The organism is Stenotrophomonas sp., from assembly GCF_032061965.1.
Taxonomy (GTDB): Bacteria; Pseudomonadota; Gammaproteobacteria; order Xanthomonadales; family Xanthomonadaceae; genus Stenotrophomonas.
The window spans coordinates 158,083-175,656 of record NZ_DAMBEF010000002.1 but is presented as its reverse complement, the minus strand read 5'-3'; the positions used below and the strand labels follow the sequence as shown (position 1 = coordinate 175,656).

Annotated in this window: 13 protein-coding genes and 1 pseudogene; 4 read left to right on the top strand and 10 right to left on the bottom strand. The window is 64.4% G+C overall.

All coding sequences use genetic code 11. The features are described 5' to 3' along the window. Window positions 1-433 precede the first annotated feature (433 nt). Window positions 434-3,520, top strand: a complete 3,087-nt coding sequence (locus tag RT460_RS01970; protein WP_313316830.1) for a TonB-dependent receptor — start codon at window positions 434-436, stop codon at window positions 3,518-3,520. Window positions 3,521-4,119: 599 nt separating this feature from the next. Here RT460_RS01970 and RT460_RS01965 read toward each other — a convergent pair. Further along, a complete protein-coding gene (locus RT460_RS01965; RefSeq protein ID WP_313316829.1) occupies window positions 4,120-4,740 on the bottom strand; it encodes a glutathione S-transferase in 621 nt (206 codons plus the stop codon). A gap of 51 nt (window positions 4,741-4,791) precedes the next feature. Beyond that, window positions 4,792-5,568 (bottom strand): annotated as a pseudogene (locus RT460_RS01960) (NYN domain-containing protein); the annotation flags it as partial. Between the two features lie 127 nt (window positions 5,569-5,695). Here RT460_RS01960 and RT460_RS01955 point away from each other — a divergent pair. Next, complete coding sequence (locus RT460_RS01955) at window positions 5,696-6,976, top strand: NAD(P)/FAD-dependent oxidoreductase (protein WP_313316827.1); 1,281 nt, start codon at window positions 5,696-5,698, stop codon at window positions 6,974-6,976. Window positions 6,977-6,994: 18 nt separating this feature from the next. Here RT460_RS01955 and RT460_RS01950 read toward each other — a convergent pair whose 3' ends face one another. The 7 genes from RT460_RS01950 to rhlB form a co-directional block, all read right to left on the bottom strand. After that, window positions 6,995-7,396: a GFA family protein gene (locus RT460_RS01950; protein WP_313316826.1), complete on the bottom strand. Its 402-nt coding sequence runs from the start codon at window positions 7,394-7,396 to the stop codon at window positions 6,995-6,997. Between the two features lie 332 nt (window positions 7,397-7,728). Further along, complete coding sequence (gene rpoH, locus RT460_RS01945; protein WP_313316825.1) at window positions 7,729-8,604, bottom strand: RNA polymerase sigma factor RpoH; 876 nt, start codon at window positions 8,602-8,604, stop codon at window positions 7,729-7,731. 178 nt (window positions 8,605-8,782) lie between these two features. After that, window positions 8,783-9,508: a uracil-DNA glycosylase gene (ung, locus tag RT460_RS01940; protein ID WP_313316824.1), complete on the bottom strand. Its 726-nt coding sequence runs from the start codon at window positions 9,506-9,508 to the stop codon at window positions 8,783-8,785. Further along, window positions 9,505-10,347 carry a response regulator gene (locus tag RT460_RS01935; RefSeq protein WP_313316822.1) on the bottom strand — a complete coding sequence of 281 codons (843 nt, stop codon included), beginning with the start codon at window positions 10,345-10,347 and terminating at the stop codon, window positions 9,505-9,507. Before RT460_RS01935 ends, ung begins: the two co-directional genes overlap by 4 nt. Window positions 10,348-10,354: 7 nt before the next feature. Further along, window positions 10,355-11,302 (bottom strand): permease-like cell division protein FtsX, encoded by a 948-nt coding sequence (ftsX, locus tag RT460_RS01930; RefSeq protein WP_313316821.1) that lies wholly within the window; start codon window positions 11,300-11,302, stop codon window positions 10,355-10,357. A 9-nt stretch (window positions 11,303-11,311) separates the two neighbouring features. Further along, entirely contained in the window at window positions 11,312-11,998 is a 687-nt protein-coding gene (gene ftsE, locus RT460_RS01925) for a cell division ATP-binding protein FtsE (protein WP_313316820.1), read from the bottom strand. A gap of 365 nt (window positions 11,999-12,363) precedes the next feature. After that, window positions 12,364-14,037 carry an ATP-dependent RNA helicase RhlB gene (gene rhlB / locus RT460_RS01920; protein ID WP_313316819.1) on the bottom strand — a complete coding sequence of 558 codons (1,674 nt, stop codon included), beginning with the start codon at window positions 14,035-14,037 and terminating at the stop codon, window positions 12,364-12,366. 196 nt (window positions 14,038-14,233) lie between these two features. Between rhlB and trxA the strand changes: the two genes are divergently transcribed. Together trxA and rho are read left to right on the top strand one after the other, a co-directional pair. After that, entirely contained in the window at window positions 14,234-14,563 is a 330-nt protein-coding gene (trxA, locus tag RT460_RS01915; RefSeq protein ID WP_313316818.1) for a thioredoxin TrxA, read from the top strand. Window positions 14,564-14,792: 229 nt separating this feature from the next. Continuing rightward, window positions 14,793-16,544, top strand: a complete 1,752-nt coding sequence (rho, locus tag RT460_RS01910) for a transcription termination factor Rho (protein WP_313316817.1) — start codon at window positions 14,793-14,795, stop codon at window positions 16,542-16,544. A 105-nt stretch (window positions 16,545-16,649) separates the two neighbouring features. Here rho and RT460_RS01905 read toward each other — a convergent pair whose 3' ends face one another. Beyond that, window positions 16,650-17,546, bottom strand: a complete 897-nt coding sequence (locus RT460_RS01905; RefSeq protein ID WP_313316816.1) for an energy transducer TonB — start codon at window positions 17,544-17,546, stop codon at window positions 16,650-16,652. Window positions 17,547-17,574 lie beyond the last annotated feature (28 nt).

Sequence of the window (17,574 nt, the reverse complement as noted above, 5' to 3'; positions counted from 1 at the left end):
GCAGAGGCTTTCCCGACAATCCCGCACAAAAGCCAGCCCCTCCCCAGCCCTCCCCCTTGCCTGCGGCAAAGGTGGGGGTGTAGGGCCGAGCCATGCTCGGCAGAGGCTTTCCCGGTAAGGCCCCTGCCGAGCATGGCTCGGCACTACCCTCTGCCCGCCAACCCCACCGCCCTCACCCCACCCCGCCCGCTCCGTCCGGCCGCGCCATATTGCGCAGCAACATGCGTCCGCCCCGAGCCTGTGCTAAAAAATGCGCGCCAATCGTTTAGATCGATCCAAATCGACACCCCCACGATCGCGGCAACGGCACCTCCTGCATGCGCTTGCCATGTGCAATGCGAATGCAAGCAACAAGGCCGGTTTCACACGCTTTTAGATCGATACAACTCAAGGTTTCAGTAGAAAATTCAATCCAGGAGAGGGAGAGAGTGGAATGAAACAGATCAACCCCAAGCAGGGCCGCGACGCTTTGTCCGCCGCCATTGCCGTGGCCTTGTTCGCCGTCGCCGCCGTACCCGGCGTTGCGCTCGCGCAGCAGGCGACCACCAACAGCAGCGCCGATGCCACTACGCTCGACGCCGTCACCGTCACCGGCTATCGCTACGCCATCGAAAAGAGCCTTGAGCAAAAGCGCGATGCCAATGCCGTGGTCGAAGTGATCACTGCAGAAGACGTTGGCAAATTCCCCGACAAGAACGTGGCCGACGCGCTGCAGCGCGTTCCAGGCGTGATCATCACCCGCGACGGTGGCGAAGGTAAGAACGTCAGCGTGCGCGGCCTGTCGTCGGAGCTGACCCTGACCGAGTTGAACGGCAATTACGTGGCCACCGCCGAATCCAATGGCGACCCCACCCGTTCGTTCAACTACACGCTGCTGCCGTCGAACATGCTGGGCAGCGCCGAGCTGTTCAAGTCGCCGGAGGCGCGCATCGACGAAGGTGGCATCGGCGGTACGGTGATCCTGCATACGCGTCGCCCGCTGGACATGGAAGCCAACACTGGCTTCGTCTCCGTTGAAGGGACCTGGGCCGACACCACCAAGAAGACCGACGGTCAGCTCTCCGCCTCTTATTCCTGGCACGACAAGGACGAGCGCTTCGGTGTGTTCGTCGGCTACACCGACCAGAAGCGCACCACCCGCACCATGGGCGCCAGCACCGAAGGCTGGTCCTGGTATGGCCGTGACGAAGGTGGCACTGCGGTTGACGTCCACGGCAACCCCTCCGACTTCAATTCCAACTGGTGGGGCGGTACCGGCTTCTACGACCAGAACGGCAAGTACTACACCGGCTTCATGATGCCGACCTCGGTGAACCTCGACGTCACGGACGAGGAACGCGAGCGCAAGGGTGGCCAGATAACCCTGCAGTTCAAGCCGCTGGACAACCTCACCCTGACCGCGAATTACTTCCGCTTCGATCTGTCGCAGGACTCCCAGACGCACACCATCAAAGTGCCGGAATGGAACATTGCCCGCTATTGGGGCGACGGCAACTGGGCCGGCGGGCGCCTGCTCGACGGGCTGACCCTGGACCCGAGTGGCACCATCGTCACCGGCGCCGACTACAGCAAGCACCCGGGCAAGGCCTACTACTGCAGCGAGGACGACGCTGCCGCCGGCGGCATGGCGCCGGGTGGCTGGGGCTCGGATGACTGCACCATTCCCACCCCGCAGATCACCGGCAGCTACAACCTCGAAAAAGCCCTGTCGCAGACCGCCGATTTCTCCGCCGAATGGCGCGGCGAGTCGGTCGACATCGCCTTCAAGGGCGGGCGCACCTGGGCCAAGGGCGGCCCGTCGCTGCAGTTCTCGGTACCGCTCAAGCCACGTAGCCAGAATGCCGACGGCAGCTGGAACCTGGGCAACCTGGCCAGCTCCTGGAACCTGACCGGCACGCCGTCGATGGCGTTCTCGCCGGAACTGATGCAGAACCTGAAGAACGGCATCCTGCAGGTCGACCTCGGCTCCACCGGCTCGTCATGGACCCGCAACACCAACGAGCAGAAGTACGCCCAGATCGATACCACCTGGCACAACGACTCCGGCTTCCTGGAATCGCTGCAGTTCGGTGTCAAATACCGTGACGGCGGCATCCATCGCAGCACCGGCAACAGCTACTGGGCCTGCCCCGGCACCGATGCCAGCGACTACGAGAATCGCTACTGGAACGGCGGCTGCAACGACACCGCCCTGCAGTTCTCGCCCGACTTCATCTACGGCATGGGCAACCTGGCTGGCGGTATCAATTCAAGCGCGTTCCCGGCCATCAACTACCCGGCCTACATCTCGTATCTCAACAAGACCTACGGGGGCATGCAGACCCGCAATGAGGACAACTTCGTCTACAACGTGGACGAAAAGATCTACTCGACCTACCTGCAGGCCAATTTCCGCACCGAACGCCTGCGCGGCAATGTCGGCGTGCGTGTGGTCAGCACCCGCCAACATGCCGACTCCACCGACAAGGTCACCTCGTACAACGACTACTTCTACGACGACGCCAACGGCAACCCATTGGCCTGCCAGGCCGGCGCGGCGGTACCTGGCGGCGCGCCGCCGCGTACCTACTGCGGCACCGAGGGCTATTGGCGCCTCTCCGACAGCGAAGCGCGCGTGGAGTCGTTCGCGGTCACCGGCCTGGACCGCAGCTACACCGACGTCCTGCCCAGCTTCAACCTTGCCTATGACCTGACCGACAACCTGCTGCTGCGCGCGGCGGCCTCCAAGGTGATCGCGCGCCCGAGCTACAACAGCATCGCCTCACCGGGCAGCCTGGAGTATTTCAGCTCCGAATACGTCAACGACCGCCGCCTCACCGGTGGCGCCAGTGAGCAGGGCTGGTACGGTTCGGGCAGCAACAAGAACCTGGAAGCCTACAAGGCCACCCAGTACGATATCGGCCTGGAGTGGTACTTCCAGCCCGGCTCGGTGCTGGGCCTGGGCCTGTTCCGCAAGGACGTCAGCAACTTCTCGGTACCAGTGGTGCAGGACGTCACCCAGAACGTCGGCGGTCAGAGCGTGGTCGTGCAGAATTACTCCACCACCGCCGGTGGTCGTGATGCGGTATCGCAGGGCCTGGAGTTCTACGCCCAGCACACGCTGGATTTCGGCCTCGGCTTCCAGGCGAACTACACCTGGAACGACACCAACGAAGCGGCCATTACCCTGGAAGACGGCACCGAGATCGGCAAGTCACCGCTGGTTGGCAGCGCCGAGAACCAGGCCAACTTCACCGTGTTCTATGAAGTTGAAAAGCTGCTGCTGCGCGCCTCGTGGAACCGCCGCGGCGAAGTGGTGCAGGGCCTGGTCAGCGGCCTGAACCTCTACCAGGAGCCCTACCAGCAGATCGATCTGAACGCCGCCTACAACATCACCCCGGCGCTGAGTTTGAGCGCCTCGGTGTTGAACCTGACCAAGGAAGAGACGCGCACCCACCTGGGCAACGACACCAAGGCCCGTTTCTACTCCAACGGTTACGCGGGCCGTGTGGTCTATTTCGGCGTGAACTGGAAGTTCTAAGGCTGCTGTACCGTGCCCAGCGCACGGAGGTAATGAGAAGCCGCGCTGGCAACAGCGCGGCTTTTTCTTTGCGCCAACGGCTGAAGGACATCGCATTCCCTTTTCCCGCCTACGGGGGAAGGTGCCCGAAGAGCGTGCCCCCGCGAAGGGGGGTGGCGGATGAGGGGCTGTTGCTGTTGCTGTTGCTGTTGCTGTTGCTGTTGCTGTTGCTGTTGATGTTGCAGTTGCTGTTGCTGTTGTTGTTGTTGCTGTTGTTGTGGCCTTTGCAGTTACCGCAAAGATCGAAGGAAGCCGCTTTCCCTTCTCCCGCTTGCGGGGGAAGGTGCCGGGGGGGCGGATGGGGGCGCTCTTGCTCTTGCTCTTGCTCTTGCTCTTGCTACAGCTTCTCCTGCCGAAAAAACACAAGGCAAGAATCAAAAGCTCCCCTCACCCCAACCCCTCTCCCGCACGCGGGAGAGGGGCTAGCATTTCTGCGCTCCTGCGCTCCTGCGCTTCTGCATTCCTGCGCTTCTGCATTCCTGCGTTCCTGGGTTCCCGCATTCCTGCGTTCCTGCGTTCCTGCGTTCCTGCGTTCCTGCGTTCAAGAATCCGCAATCAACTCACGTCAACGCCGTCACGACTCCCTTCCGATACGCAGGCCGCTGCTGCAACCGCGCGTACCACGCTGCCAGATGCGGCAGCTCCGGGCGCTGGATCGGCATTTCAAACCATGCGTAGATGAACGCACCCAACGGAATATCACCCATCGCAAAGTGCTCGCCAGACAACCATGGCTGGGTAGCCAGTTCCGCATCGGCCACGCTCAACAGCTCACCACAGCGCAGCAGTGCCGCTGCGATGCGGGCTTCATCCCGATCCGCCGGCGCGGTACGCACCACGCCCCAGAAAAGGTCACGAAAAGCCACCGCAAAACTCGACGTGGTCCAGTCCATCCACTGCTCGCTGCGCGCACGCGCGATGGGGTCCGCCGGGTAAAGCACGTCCAGTGCATAGCGCGCACTCAGGTAACGGACGATAGCGTTGGATTCCCACACCGGCAGACCGTGATCCTCGATCACCGGTACCAATCCGTTCGGGTTCATTGCCAGATACTCGGCGGATTGCGTCCCACCAAATGCGCCGCCCACTTCGATCGACTCATAGGGCAGGCCGATCTCCTCCGCACACCACAACACCTTGCGCACATTACTGGAATTGCGCCGGCCCCAGATCTTCAACATTCAGCTGCTCCTTTCATTGCCTACATTCGGGTTGTCTTCCTGGCTGCGCTTGCGCGGTAGCGCGCGCACGGCCGAGGACTTTCCCGCGCGCTTGACCTCAAACAAGCCGATCGCCGCGATCAGGTCACTAAGTTTGCGATAGCCATAGTTTCGCGAATCGAACGATGCGCGGTTGGCGATCTGGTTGCCCACGGCGCTGAGCAGGGCCCAGCCCTGCTCGTCGGCGACGGCATCCACCGCACCACGCAGCAGGTTGAGCAAACGCGTATCCCCGCGCAGTTCATTGCCCGGTCGCGGCGTGATCGGTGCGGCCGGCTCATCGCTGGTTTCGGCAGCCGTCGTGGATGCCGCCACGCTTGTCGTCTCGGGGGCGACAGCGTCGACCACTTCGTTGCCCAGCGCTTCCAGGTAGATGAACTTCGAACAGGCATTGACGAAGGCCAACGGCGTCTTCTGCTCACCAAAGCCGTAGACCTTCACGCCATCGGTGAGGATGCGCATCACCAGCGGGGTGAAGTCGGCATCGCTGGAGACAATCGCAAAGCCGTCCAGGTTGCGCGCGTACAGAAGGTCCATCGCATCGACCACCATCGCCATGTCCGAGGCATTCTTGCCCTTGGAATAGGCGAACTGCTGGATCGGCCGGATCGCGAACTCATGCAGCACGCTTTCCCAGCCCTTCAGCCGCGGATTTTTCCAGTCGCCGTAGGCACGGCGCACATTGGCCACGCCGAACGCGGCCACTTCCACAAGAATCTCGTCGATCTTTGACGAGGGGGCGTTATCGGCATCGATCAACAATGCGATGCGCTTCTCTGGCTCAGACACGGGGCGACTCCATGGCGGCAAGCTGACCGCCAGTATCGGTCATCGCTGTTTCAATGCACATCAATGCGATGATGGGCGCTGACAACCCGCCCCCACGGCCGGTTCACCGGCCCCACCGGAGTACGTCATGCCGCAACACCCCCACCTTGTCGTCGTCGGCGGAGGTTTCGCCGGACTCTGGGCCAGCCGGGCGCTGGCCGATGCGCCCTTGCGCATCACCCTGGTCGACCGCCGCAATCACCATCTGTTCCAGCCCCTGCTCTACCAGGTCGCCACTGCCGGCCTGTCGTCGCCGGATATCGCCGCGCCGCTGCGGCATATCCTTGGCAAGCAACGCAACATCGAGGTCCGGCTGGGCGAGGTGGTGGCCATCGACAAGCAGGCAAGGCACGTGCGGTTGAGTGATGGCAGCACCATCGGCTACGACATGCTGCTGGTCGCCAGCGGCGCCACCCACGCCTATTTCGGCCACGACGAATGGGCCGACGATGCGCCCGGCCTGAAGACGCTGGATGACGCGCTCTACCTGCGCCGCAAACTGCTGCTGGCCTTCGAACGCGCCGAGGCCGAGCCCGACCCGGCCAAGCGCGCGGCATGGCTGAGCTTCGCCATCGTCGGCGGCGGCCCCACCGGGGTGGAGCTGGCTGGCACCCTGGCCGAAATCGCCCGCCACACGCTGAAGAACGAGTTCCGCCACATCAACCCGGCCGATGCCAAGGTGCGGTTGGTGGAAGCCGGGCCGCGCGTGTTGTCCTCGTTCCCGGAGGTACTGTCGCTGAAGGCCCGTCGCCAACTGGAAAAACTGGGTGTAGAGGTGCTCACCGGCACCCCCGTCAGCCATATCGACGGACAGGGCTTCCAGCTCGGCGACACGCATGTACCGGCACGCACGGTGGTATGGGCCGCCGGCGTGGCCGCCTCACCGCTGGCGCGCACGCTGGACGTGCCGCTGGACCGCGCCGGCCGCGTGCTGGTCGAACCCGACCTCACCCTTCCCGGCCACCCGGAGATCTTCGTCGGCGGCGATCTGGTCGCACTGACCCAGGCCAATGGCCGGCCGGTGCCCGGGGTGGCGCCGGCGGCCAAGCAGATGGGCAAATACGTGGCGCAGGTGATCAGCGCCCGTCTTGCCGGCAAGCCGGCGCCTGCCGCGTTCCGTTACAACGACCAGGGCAACCTGGCCACCATCGGCCGCATGGCGGCCATCGTCCACGTCGGCAAGCTGCAGCTGTCAGGCCTGTTGGCGTGGTGGTTCTGGCTGGCCGCGCACGTGTTCTTCCTGATCGGCTTCCGCAACCGGCTGGTGGTGCTGCTGAACTGGGCGGTGGCGTATTGGAGCTACCAGCGCAGCGCGCGCATCATCCTCGGCGATGCCGACGAGGACGACAGCAAGGAGCCTGCCAGCTGACCGTCATCTCGCCAACGGTCAGCTGCTGCCGTTGGCGAACTGTTCGAATACTTCGCGCCCGGTCAGCGTCGGCGTCTGGTTGGCCAGGTCGTAGTACGGCGGTTTTTCGTCGATGAAGATCTGGCTGGCAAGTTCGAAAGCGTGATCCTGGAACACGCCGGCGGGCACGAAGTATTCGCCATCCGGCACCAGCCGGTAATACAGGTGCGTACCGCATTGCCCACAGAAACCGCGCTCGGCCCAATCCGAGGAACGGTAGCGTTTCACCGTCTCGCCGATGACCTGCACCTGCGCATCGCAATGCACGGCGAACAACGGACCGCCGGACCAACGCCGGCACATGCTGCAATGACACAGACCGATTTCGGAACGGTCATTGGCGATCACTTCGACTGCACCACACAGGCAGTTTCCTTTCATCGTCAGGTCCGGCGGGATAAGGAATGCAGAATTTACACGGGATGCCGGTACACCGCTGTAAGCCGATCCCCCGCAGTGCCGAGCCATGCTCGGCAGGGCTTTACCGGCGACGGCAGGTTCGTGCATGACGCCCCTTGCCGAGCATGGCTCGGCACTACCGATTACCGGCCCTTCGGAGCGACCTTCAGGTAGCCCGGGTGTTTCATTGCTCGGCTGGGGCTTTACCGGCAACGATGCACCTTGCATAAGGCCCTTGCCGAGCATGGCTCGGCACTACAAACGCAAAGGCCCGGGTTTCCCCGGGCCTTTGGCTTTCATCGTTGCGGCCTTGCTCAGGCGGCGAACAATGCCTTCATCTTCTTCAGCGCGTTCGCTTCGATCTGGCGGATGCGCTCGGCCGATACGCCGTACTCATCGGCCAGTTCCTGCAGCGTCACCTTGCTGTCGGCATCCAACCAACGGCGGGCGATGATGTCGCGCGAACGCTGGTCAAGCTTGGCCAGGCCTTCACGCAGCAGGCTCAGCTGGTTGTCTTCGCTGTCCTCACGCTCATAGGCCTGCGACGGATCTTCATCGCGTGCGACCAGGTACGCAGCCGGCGACGGCGGCGCATGATCGTCGTCGTCATCGGACGGTGCATCGAAACCGATGTCACGGCCGGACAGACGCGATTCCATCTCCATTACTTCACGCTCGGAGACGTTCAGATCCTTGGCAACTGCGCTGACCTCGGCAGCGTTCATCCAGCCCAGGCGGGTCTTGGACTTGCGCAGGTTGAAGAACAGCTTGCGCTGCGCCTTGGTCGTGGCGACCTTGACGATGCGCCAGTTCTTGAGGATGAACTCGTGCATCTCGGCACGGATCCAATGCACGGCGAAGGACACCAGGCGCACGCCCATGTCGGGGTCGAAGCGCTTGACCGCCTTCATCAGGCCGATATTGCCTTCCTGGATCAGGTCGCCCAGCTGCAGGCCGTAACCGTTGTAACCGCGGGCGACGTGCACGACGAAGCGCAGGTGCGAATGCACCAGCTCACGTGCAGCGTTCAGATCCTGCGCGTCACGAAAACGGCGCGACAGTTCCTGTTCCTCATCGACCGACAGCACCGGGATCTGGTGCACGGCACCGATGTAGGCGTCCAGCGAACCGAGCGCACTGGGAATCGGGAGATTGTTTGCCACTAGGGCAGTGGAGGTGTTCAGGTTCATAGGACCTCATCTTAGCAGTCGAACTATTGGACTGCTCAGTACAGAAAAAGTTCCAGCGTTCTGTTTTTGTTCGCAAACTCGAGGTAAAACCTGAATAGGCGACAGCAACGTAGGCATTCCCAACACCGCAAAGGTAGCAAAGCCTAGGTCACGGCGATATGACAGAAATCAGGACGATTCAGCGGCCAGCCGGTGCCGGCGTCAGCTCACCCGCAGGCGGCAGACGCCAGTCGATCCGGGCCAGCCCGTGGCGGGCCAGGTAGTCGTTGGTCTGCGAGAAATGCCGGCAGCCGAGGAAACCCCGGTGCGCCGACAACGGTGAGGGATGCGGGGCCTTCAGCACGCGGTGGCGGCGGGTGTCGATGACCTTGCCCTTCTGCTGGGCATAGGCGCCCCACAACAGGAACACCAGGCCTTCGCGCTCGCGGTTGAGCACGTCGACCACGTGGTCGGTGAAGCCCTCCCAGCCCCGGCCCTGATGGGCGCCAGCCTTGCCCTCTTCCACCGTCAGCACGGCATTGAGCAACAACACACCCTGCCGCGCCCACGGCAGCAGGCAGCCATGGTCAGCGCGTGGGATGGCCAGATCGGCCTCGATCTCTTTATAGATGTTCAACAGCGACGGCGGCACCGGGATACCGGGCGGCACCGAGAAGCTCAGCCCGTGCGCCTGGCCATAGCCGTGGTACGGGTCCTGGCCCAGCACCACCACCTTGACCTGCTCGAACGGTGTGGCGTCGAACGCGGCGAAGATCTGCGGGCCAGGTGGAAACACATGTGCGCCATCGGCCTTGCGCTTGCGCAGGAAGGCTGACAGCTCGCGCATCTCCGGCCGCAGCAGCCAATCCCCGATACGCGCCTTCCAGCTCGGCTCGAGCTGGATCTGGCCGGCTTCGTCGCTCACAACGTGACAGCCGGCTGCGCCATGCGCGCCAGCCGCAGCTGGAACAGCACCTTGGTCACCAGCAGGCGTTCTTCGATGGGCTTCTGCACCAGGTCATTGGCACCGGATTGCAGCAGCGCGGACTGGTTGTGCGGGTTGCCGTCACCGGTCATTACAAGCACCGGCATGCGCCGCTTGCCGTAGCCGAAGTCGACACGAATGCGTTCGACCACGTCACGGCCACTCAACTCACCCTTCAGGGTGACGTCGGTCAGCACCAGGTCCACTTGACGGGTGGTCCTGCCCAGCGACTCGGCGGTCAGCAGCGAGAACGCATCTTCGGCGGTCAGTACATGCAGCACGTGCAGCTTGTGCCTCTCCAGCATGCGCTTGGTCGCCTCAGCCACCACGCGGCTGTCTTCCACGTACAGCACGGTGGCATCGTCCACCGGCTCGGGCTGCACGTAGCCACGGATGAAAGTGGCCAAGGCCTCATGGCCCAGCGCCTTGTCGAAGTAGTCGGTGACGTACTCGGTGAAACGGCGTTGTTCCAGATGTTGCTGGGCGTCGCCGGAGACCACGATCACCGGCACATAAGCCTGCCCGGCAGCCTCGCGCACGCTGCGCGCCAACGCCAGGCCATCGCCATCGGGCAATGCCAGCGAGGTGGTGACCAGGTGCACCGGGCCTTCGGCCAGCGCCAGGCGTGCTTCCTCGATGCTGGCACAGCCGATCACATCCACGTCGGGCAGTTCGCGCTTGAGCACATCGCTGATCAGGCGCCTTACCAGTTTGGAACCATCGACCACCATTACCCGCGGGGCATCGCTGATCAGGTGCTTGAGCTCTTGCGTGGACATGCGCGCCTCAGGTTTCAGTCGGTCGAGTCTGCCTGAGGAAATGGCCGGTAACCAGCCATGCGCCCAACCAGCCCAGGATCGTGGTGCCGACCAGCACCATCACCGAATGGAAGGCATCCAGTCCGTGCAGGACAAAGGGACTGCCGTAACTTTGTGACAGTTCGGCCAGGGGCGCCCGCAGGGCCAGCCCGCAAACACCGATCAGCGCCAATGCCACGACGCCGGCACCCAGCCCGTACCACGCGCCCAGGTAGACAAACGGGCGGCGGATGAAGCCGTCACTGGCGCCCAGCAACTGCAGCACGCCGATTTCCTCGCGGCGTGCCTGGATGTCCAGGCGCACGGTGTTGCCGACCACCAGGGCAGCGCCCAGCCCCAGCAGCGCCGACAGCACCTGGACCAAGCGGGCACCAAAGCTCAGCCAGCCATCCAGGCGTTGCCGCCACAATGCGTCGTGCTGGACCAGATCGGCCTGCGGCAAGGCCTCCAGTGATTTGGCCAACGCCGCGTCGTCACCATCGGCCGGGGTGACGATCAACAGGCTCGGCAATGGGTTGTCACCCAAGGCATCGATCGCCTCGCCCAGCCCGGCATTCTGGCGCAGCTCTGCCAGCCCTTCTTCGGGCGTACGCAACACCACGCCGGCCACGTCCGGGCGCTCGGCCACGGTCCTGGACAGCGCCTGCGCTGCAGCTGCATCCAGCGAGGGCTTCAGGAACAGGTTGATGTCTCGCGACTGCTGCACGCTGCCGGCAAACACCTTCAGGTTGTCCAGGGCGATCGACAGGCCCAATGGCAGGGCCAGCGCCAGCGCCATCACCGCCACCGTCAGCGCAGTGGCCCAGGGCTTGCGCACGGCGCGGCCCAGGCTGAAGACGATGCTGTGAAGGTGATGGTTGATCCAGGTGCCCAGGCGCGATGGCGCCACGGCTTCGGTATTGGCTGTCTTGCTCATCGTGCTAGTTCACTCCGCCAGCTCATGCGGCGAGATGTCATCCACCAGGCGGCCATGGTCCAGGATCAGCACGCGCTTGCGCATCTGCTTGATCAGCGCCAGGTCGTGGCTGACCACCAGCACGCTGGTGCCGCGTGAAGGCAGCTCGGCAAACAGCGCCATGATCTCGGCGGCCAGGGTTGGATCGAGGTTGCCGGTGGGTTCGTCGGCCACCAGCAGTTTGGGTTCGGCAACAATGGCGCGGGCGATACCCACGCGCTGCTGCTCACCGGCAGACAGTTCGCTGGGCAATGCCTTCTCACGGTGACCCAGGCCCATGCGTTCGAGTACCGAGCGCACCCGCTTGCTGCTGTCGGCACGGCGGTCGCCGCGCAGCAGCAGCGGCAGCATGACGTTCTCGCCGATGCTGCGATCCACCAGCAGGCGGTGGTCCTGGTACACCGCGCCCACCTCGCGCCGATGCAGGGCAACCTTGCCGCCACGCACCTTGAGCAGGTTGCGTTCGCCAAAGAGCACCGCGCCACGGCTGGGACGCTCGCTGAGGTGGATCAACTTGAGCAGGGTGCTCTTGCCGGCACCGGAATGCCCGGTGACGAACAGCATCTCGCCGTCGGCCACCTCGAAGCTGACATCCTCCAGCGCCTGGTGGCCACCGGCGTATTGTTTGCTGACATTGTCAAAACGCAGAACGCTCATGGCGCCGATTATGCAGGAGCGCGAGCGGGCTGCGGAGATGCGGTCGGTCGCCATCAGGGAAGTGGCCACCATCACCTGTCGTGCCGAGCCATGCTCGGCAGGGGCTTTACCGGCAGGGGGCAATGCCGAGCATGGCTCGGTACTGCATTTGCGCAGGAGCATCGGCTGGGTGCTGGGGCGACCGCATCGAGGTGCGCCAGCCATACGAACATCCGGTCGCAACCACCGGTAGTGCCGAGCCATGCTCGGCAGGGGCTTTACCCGCAGGGGGCAATGCCGAGCATGGCTCGGCACTACAGGCGGGACTGTGCCGGGCAGCGCCCGGCATCAACCGGCCTCCCCGCTGGGGAGGCGGCGCGCGGCAATCAGCTGCCGGACAACATCCGGCGGATCTTGCGGCCCAGGCGGGTCAGGAACGAATCATTGTCGTTGCCACCGCGCATCGACTTGACCTGCAACTGCACCGGACCATTGTGGTTGGAGGCAGCGGCTGCCGGTGCGCCGGTTGCGACCTCGGCACCCTCCACCGGACGACCATGACGACGACGGCGGCGCTTGCGCGGTGCGCGCTCGCCTTCCACCGCCGGGCTGCCGTTGGCACCCGGTGCGGCATCGGTGGCCGGACGCGGCGGCTTGGCCACGCCATCAGCGGCCGGCTGCCCTTCAGCACGCGGCTTGCGCGGGCCACGCGGCTTGCCATCGGCACCGCGTTCGCCACGACGCTCGCCCGGCTTGCCGCCCGAGCGACCACCGCCACGACGGGCGTCGTCAGCGGCCTTCTGCTCGCGCGCTTCACGGAAGATCGCGCCAACGCTTTCACCTTCCTCACCCTCGGGCAGCGGAGCGCGCTCAGGGCGCGGCAATGCGGTCATCAGTTCGGAGGTGACGGCTTCGACCGGGATCTTCTGTTCGATGTAGGCCTCGATGTCCGGCAGGCTCATCGCATAGCGTTCGCAGGCGAAGCTGATCGCATCACCCTCTTCGCCCAGACGTGCGGTACGGCCAATGCGGTGCACGTAGTCTTCGGCGTCGAACGGCAGGTCGTAGTTGTAGACGTACTTGATGCCGTCGATGTGCAGGCCGCGGGCGGCCACATCGGTGGCCACCAGGATTTCCAGCTGGCCCTTCTGGAAGCGGTTGAGCAGGCTCTCGCGCTTCTTCTGCGGCACGTCGCCGGACAGCACGCCGACGCGGTAGCCCGCCTTTTCCAGCGCGCGTGCAACACGCTCGACGAACACCTTGGTGTTGACGAACACCATGGTGCGGGCGCCTTCACTGCGCGACAGCAGGCCGATCAGCAGCGGCAGCTTTTCTTCGTCGGCCGGGAAGTAGATGCGCTGGCGGACGCGGTCGGCGGTGATGCTTTCGGTCTCCACCACCAGCTTCTGCGGCTCGTTCATGTGCTCATAGGCCAGCTCCAGCACGCGGTGGCTGAGGGTGGCGCTGAACAGCAGGGTCTGGCGCGTGGTGCGCTCGGGCATGCGCCGCAGCAGGAAGCGGATGTCCTTGATGAAGCCCAGGTCGAACATGCGGTCGGCTTCGTCCAGCACGCAGATCTCGCAGGCATGCAGCGAGACCACCTTGTGCTGCTTGACGTAGTCGATCAGGCGGCCGGGGGTGGCGATGATCACGTCCACGCCCTGCTGCAGCAGTTCGCGCTGCTTGTCGTAGTCCACGCCGCCATAGACCAGCGCGAAACGCAGGCCAGTGTCGGCGGCGAACTTCATCGCATCCTTGTGGATCTGGATGGCCAGCTCGCGGGTCGGGGCCAGGATCAGCGCGCGCGGGTCTTCCGGCTTGCGGTCGGCCAGCGCCGGACGCGTCAGCAGGCGGTTGGCCACGGCGACCAGGAACGCCAGCGTCTTGCCGGTACCGGTCTGCGCCTGGCCGGCAACATCGCCGCCCGGCAGCGCCACCGGCAGGGTCAACGCCTGAATGGGGGTGCAGCGGGTGAAGCCTGCGCCTTCAAGACCCGCCAACAGCGAGGGCTGCAGGTCGAAGGAGGAAAACGTTACGTCGGTTAGCGGTTTGTCGCTCATTGATTTTGTCTTTGTAGTGCCAACCGGTCAGTGAGGCCGGGCGGCTTGCATCGATTCGGGCACCGTCGCACACTGCGGCCCCTGCGCCGGGTCGCGCGACGTTGGGCTGTACCCTTTTGTCCGCGCAATGCCCCAGTTTACCGCAATGCGGCCGCCAACCCGGCATGGGTAGTCGCATTGCACCAGGAGACTCCAAGTGAGCGATAAGGTTTTACACGTCGGCGACGCCGACTTCGACAGCGCCGTCCTGCAGTCCAGCGAACCGGTTCTGGTGGACTTCTGGGCGGAATGGTGTGGTCCGTGCAAGATGATCGCCCCGGTCCTGGACGAGCTGGCCGATGCCTATGACGGCAAGCTGAAGATCGTTAAATTGAACGTGGACGACCACCGTGCCACCGCCGTGAAGTACCACGTGCGCTCCATCCCGATGCTGCTGCTGTTCAAGGACGGCCAGATCCAGGCCACCCAGATCGGCGCCGTGGGCAAGGGCCAGCTGAGCCAGATGATCGACAAGGCCCTGGTCTGATCGATCCGGTCCGGCGGCACGCCGCCGCCGGCCACCCGGGCCGCCTGCCTTACCGCGGCCCAACAAGGTTTTCCGGGCGCTTGCGCGCCCGCGCTTTGCGGTGATAGTGTCATTGCATCCGGCAGCATTCGCGTGCCGCGCCCCCCGGACGGGTTCTCGTCCGGATTACTCCCAACCAGTTCGCCGCCCTGCAGGGCGCTCGCACGTCTAAGCGAGAGGAATCAAGCACTTGTCCGAGAACACTCCTTCCGAAACCGGGAGCACCGACGCTCCTGTCGAGAAGCGCGTGCGCAAGCCGCGTGTCGCCAAGGTCGCAGATGTCGGCGACAGCGCAGCCAGCGCCCCGGCCCAGCCGGCACTGCCACTGCCCGTCGCGGCACCGCCGGCCCCGCCGGCACCGCCGCCGGCTCCCGCCGCTGAATCCGCACCCGCCCCGGCCGCCAACCCGGCCCCGGCAAACACCGGCAGCAACGATGCGCCGGCCGCTGGCAATGCCCAGGACGGCGGCGAATCCCGCGCCGAAGGCAACAACCAGCAGCGCTACAACAACCAGCAAGGTGGCCAGGGCCAACAGGGCCAGGGCAACCGCCGCGACCGTTTCCGCAACCGTCGTGACCGTGACCGCAACCGTCCGCGTGACGACAACGGCATGGGCAACGAAGGCGGTAACGAGAATTTCGTTCCGCGCCAGATGGCCAGCGTGCCGGAAGGCTTCCCGGTCTATTCGCTCAGCGACCTGAAGAAGATGCCGGCGCAGAAGCTGCTGGAAATCGCCGAGCAGCTGCAGATCTCCGAAGGCGTGGCCCGTGCCCGCAAGCAGGACGTGATCTTCGCCCTGCTCAAGGTGCTGACCCGTCACGGCGACGGCGTCGCTGCCGACGGCGTGCTGGAAATCCTGCCCGACGGCTTCGGCTTCCTGCGTGCCGCCGAGGCCAGCTACCTGGCCGGCCCGGACGACACCTACATCTCGCCCAGCCAGATCCGCCGCTTCAACCTGCGTACCGGCGACTACCTGTCCGGCCGCATCCGCTTCCCGAAGGATGGCGAGCGTTACTTCGCGCTGTCCACGATCGACACGATCAACGGCGAGCCGCTGGAAGCGTCGAAGAACAAGGTGCTGTTCGAGAACCTGACCCCGCTGTTCCCGCGTCGCCGCTTCACCCTGGAGCGCGGCAACGGGTCTTCGGAAGACATCACCGGCCGCATCCTCGACCTGATGGCACCGCAGGGCAAGGGTCAGCGTTCGCTGATCGTGTCCCAGCCCAAGGCCGGCAAGACGATGATGATGCAGCAGGTTGCCACTGCCATCACCACCAACCACCCGGACGTGCACCTGATCGTGCTGCTGGTCGATGAGCGCCCGGAAGAAGTGACCGAAATGCAGCGCACCGTGCGCGGCGAAGTGGTCTCCTCCACCTTCGACGAGCCGGCTGCGCGCCACGTGCAGGTCGCCGAAATGGTGATCGAGCGCGCCAAGCGCCTGGTCGAGCACAAGAAGGACGTGGTGATCCTGCTGGACTCGATCACCCGCCTGGCCCGTGCCTACAACAACGTGGTACCCAGCTCCGGCAAGGTGCTCACCGGTGGTGTGGACGCCAACGCCCTGCACCGCCCGAAGCGTTTCTTCGGTGCTGCGCGTAACGTCGAGGAAGGCGGTTCGCTGACCATCATCGCCACCGCGCTGGTCGATACCGGCTCGAAGATGGACGAGGTGATCTACGAGGAGTTCAAGGGCACCGGCAACAGCGAAGTGCACCTGAGCCGCCGCATCGCTGAAAAGCGCGTGTTCCCGGCCATCGACATCAACCGCTCCGGCACCCGCCGCGAAGACCTGCTGATCGAGCCGGAACTGCTGCAGAAGATCTGGATCCTGCGCAAGCTGCTGCATCCGATGGATGAAATGGCCGCGATGGAATTCCTGCTCGACAAGATGAAGAACACCAAGTCCAACGACGAGTTCTTCGGTTCGATGAAGCGCTGATTCCTGCCGGAATCACCTTCACGCAAAAGCCCCGCTCACGCGGGGCTTTTGTTTTCGGGATAAGCCCGCTGCATGTTGGAGAAGCTCCTGCGGCGGCTGCCCCGATCAACCTCCCTGCAACGGCGTAAGCAGGTGCGGGCCGCGGTTGTCGACCAGATTGACACTGCCATCTACCAGCGCATCCGGCGAGAAGCCGATCTGTTCGGCATCATCACGCCAAGGCGCTCGCTCACGGGGCCCAGGGACATAACTCACCCACCGCCCTGCATCCTGGCCTTCGGCGGCGCCCCTATCCAGCGCATAGCTGACGGGAACCCGCACAACCCAAAACGGCTGCGCCGCATTGGGGCCCTGCGTGGGGACCCGGAACGTCCACCGCCTCGAAGCTGCCAATGCACTCTTGGCCAGCAGGTCGCGGGCCCACCGCTGCTCACTTTCCCTGCTCAGGACGGTCAGGTTGACCTGCTCGGCAAAGGTATCTGCAACCTTGCCATCGCGGTCCACCTTCAGCAGCAGATAGACGCTGCCACTCACCCCGGCACGGAATGCCTGTTCGGGATAGCGCGGTGGTTTCATCTCGATGCGCGCGATGTTCTCCGCGTCATCCTCATCATCGAGCCGGGCGAAGTTGATACCGCGCAGGCTGATCTCATAGCGGTCGCCGTCGATCTTGCGGGCCACGACGCGCAGACTCATTGGCGCCAGCGCGCGTACCGCAGTTCCTTCGCGCAGAATCGGTTCGAACCGCCATTTCATGGCGGCATCGCGCACCATGCTTACCACGCCAACCGGCAAGGCTTCTTCCTTGTCCAGCTGCAGGGCCGATACCGAACCATCGGTTTCGATGCTGAGATTGCCTCGGACCACCATGCTGCTCTCGACCCGCTCACGCACCGAGCGGATGCCCCCACCGCTTGCGGCACTGTCATCGGCCACGGCGAACTGGGGCATCCCCACCATCAGCGCCGTTCCGACCAGCGCGGCTGTCATCAGCTGTCGCATCTCACATCTCCCTGTGCATGGACCCCGA

Excerpts from the sequence above, each read along its gene's own strand:
- rhlB (WP_313316819.1), bottom strand. The coding sequence starts at position 14,037 with ATGAGCGACAAACCGCTAACCGACGTAACGTTTTCCTCCTTCGACCTG.
- rpoH (WP_313316825.1), bottom strand. The coding sequence starts at position 8,604 with ATGAACCTGAACACCTCCACTGCCCTAGTGGCAAACAATCTCCCGATT.
- RT460_RS01955 (WP_313316827.1), top strand. The coding sequence starts at position 5,696 with ATGCCGCAACACCCCCACCTTGTCGTCGTCGGCGGAGGTTTCGCCGGA.
- RT460_RS01905 (WP_313316816.1), bottom strand. The coding sequence starts at position 17,546 with ATGCGACAGCTGATGACAGCCGCGCTGGTCGGAACGGCGCTGATGGTG.
- RT460_RS01950 (WP_313316826.1), bottom strand. The coding sequence starts at position 7,396 with ATGAAAGGAAACTGCCTGTGTGGTGCAGTCGAAGTGATCGCCAATGAC.
- RT460_RS01970 (WP_313316830.1), top strand. The coding sequence starts at position 434 with ATGAAACAGATCAACCCCAAGCAGGGCCGCGACGCTTTGTCCGCCGCC.
- RT460_RS01935 (WP_313316822.1), bottom strand. The coding sequence starts at position 10,347 with ATGTCCACGCAAGAGCTCAAGCACCTGATCAGCGATGCCCCGCGGGTA.
- ftsE (WP_313316820.1), bottom strand. The coding sequence starts at position 11,998 with ATGAGCGTTCTGCGTTTTGACAATGTCAGCAAACAATACGCCGGTGGC.
- ftsX (WP_313316821.1), bottom strand. The coding sequence starts at position 11,302 with ATGAGCAAGACAGCCAATACCGAAGCCGTGGCGCCATCGCGCCTGGGC.
- RT460_RS01965 (WP_313316829.1), bottom strand. The coding sequence starts at position 4,740 with ATGTTGAAGATCTGGGGCCGGCGCAATTCCAGTAATGTGCGCAAGGTG.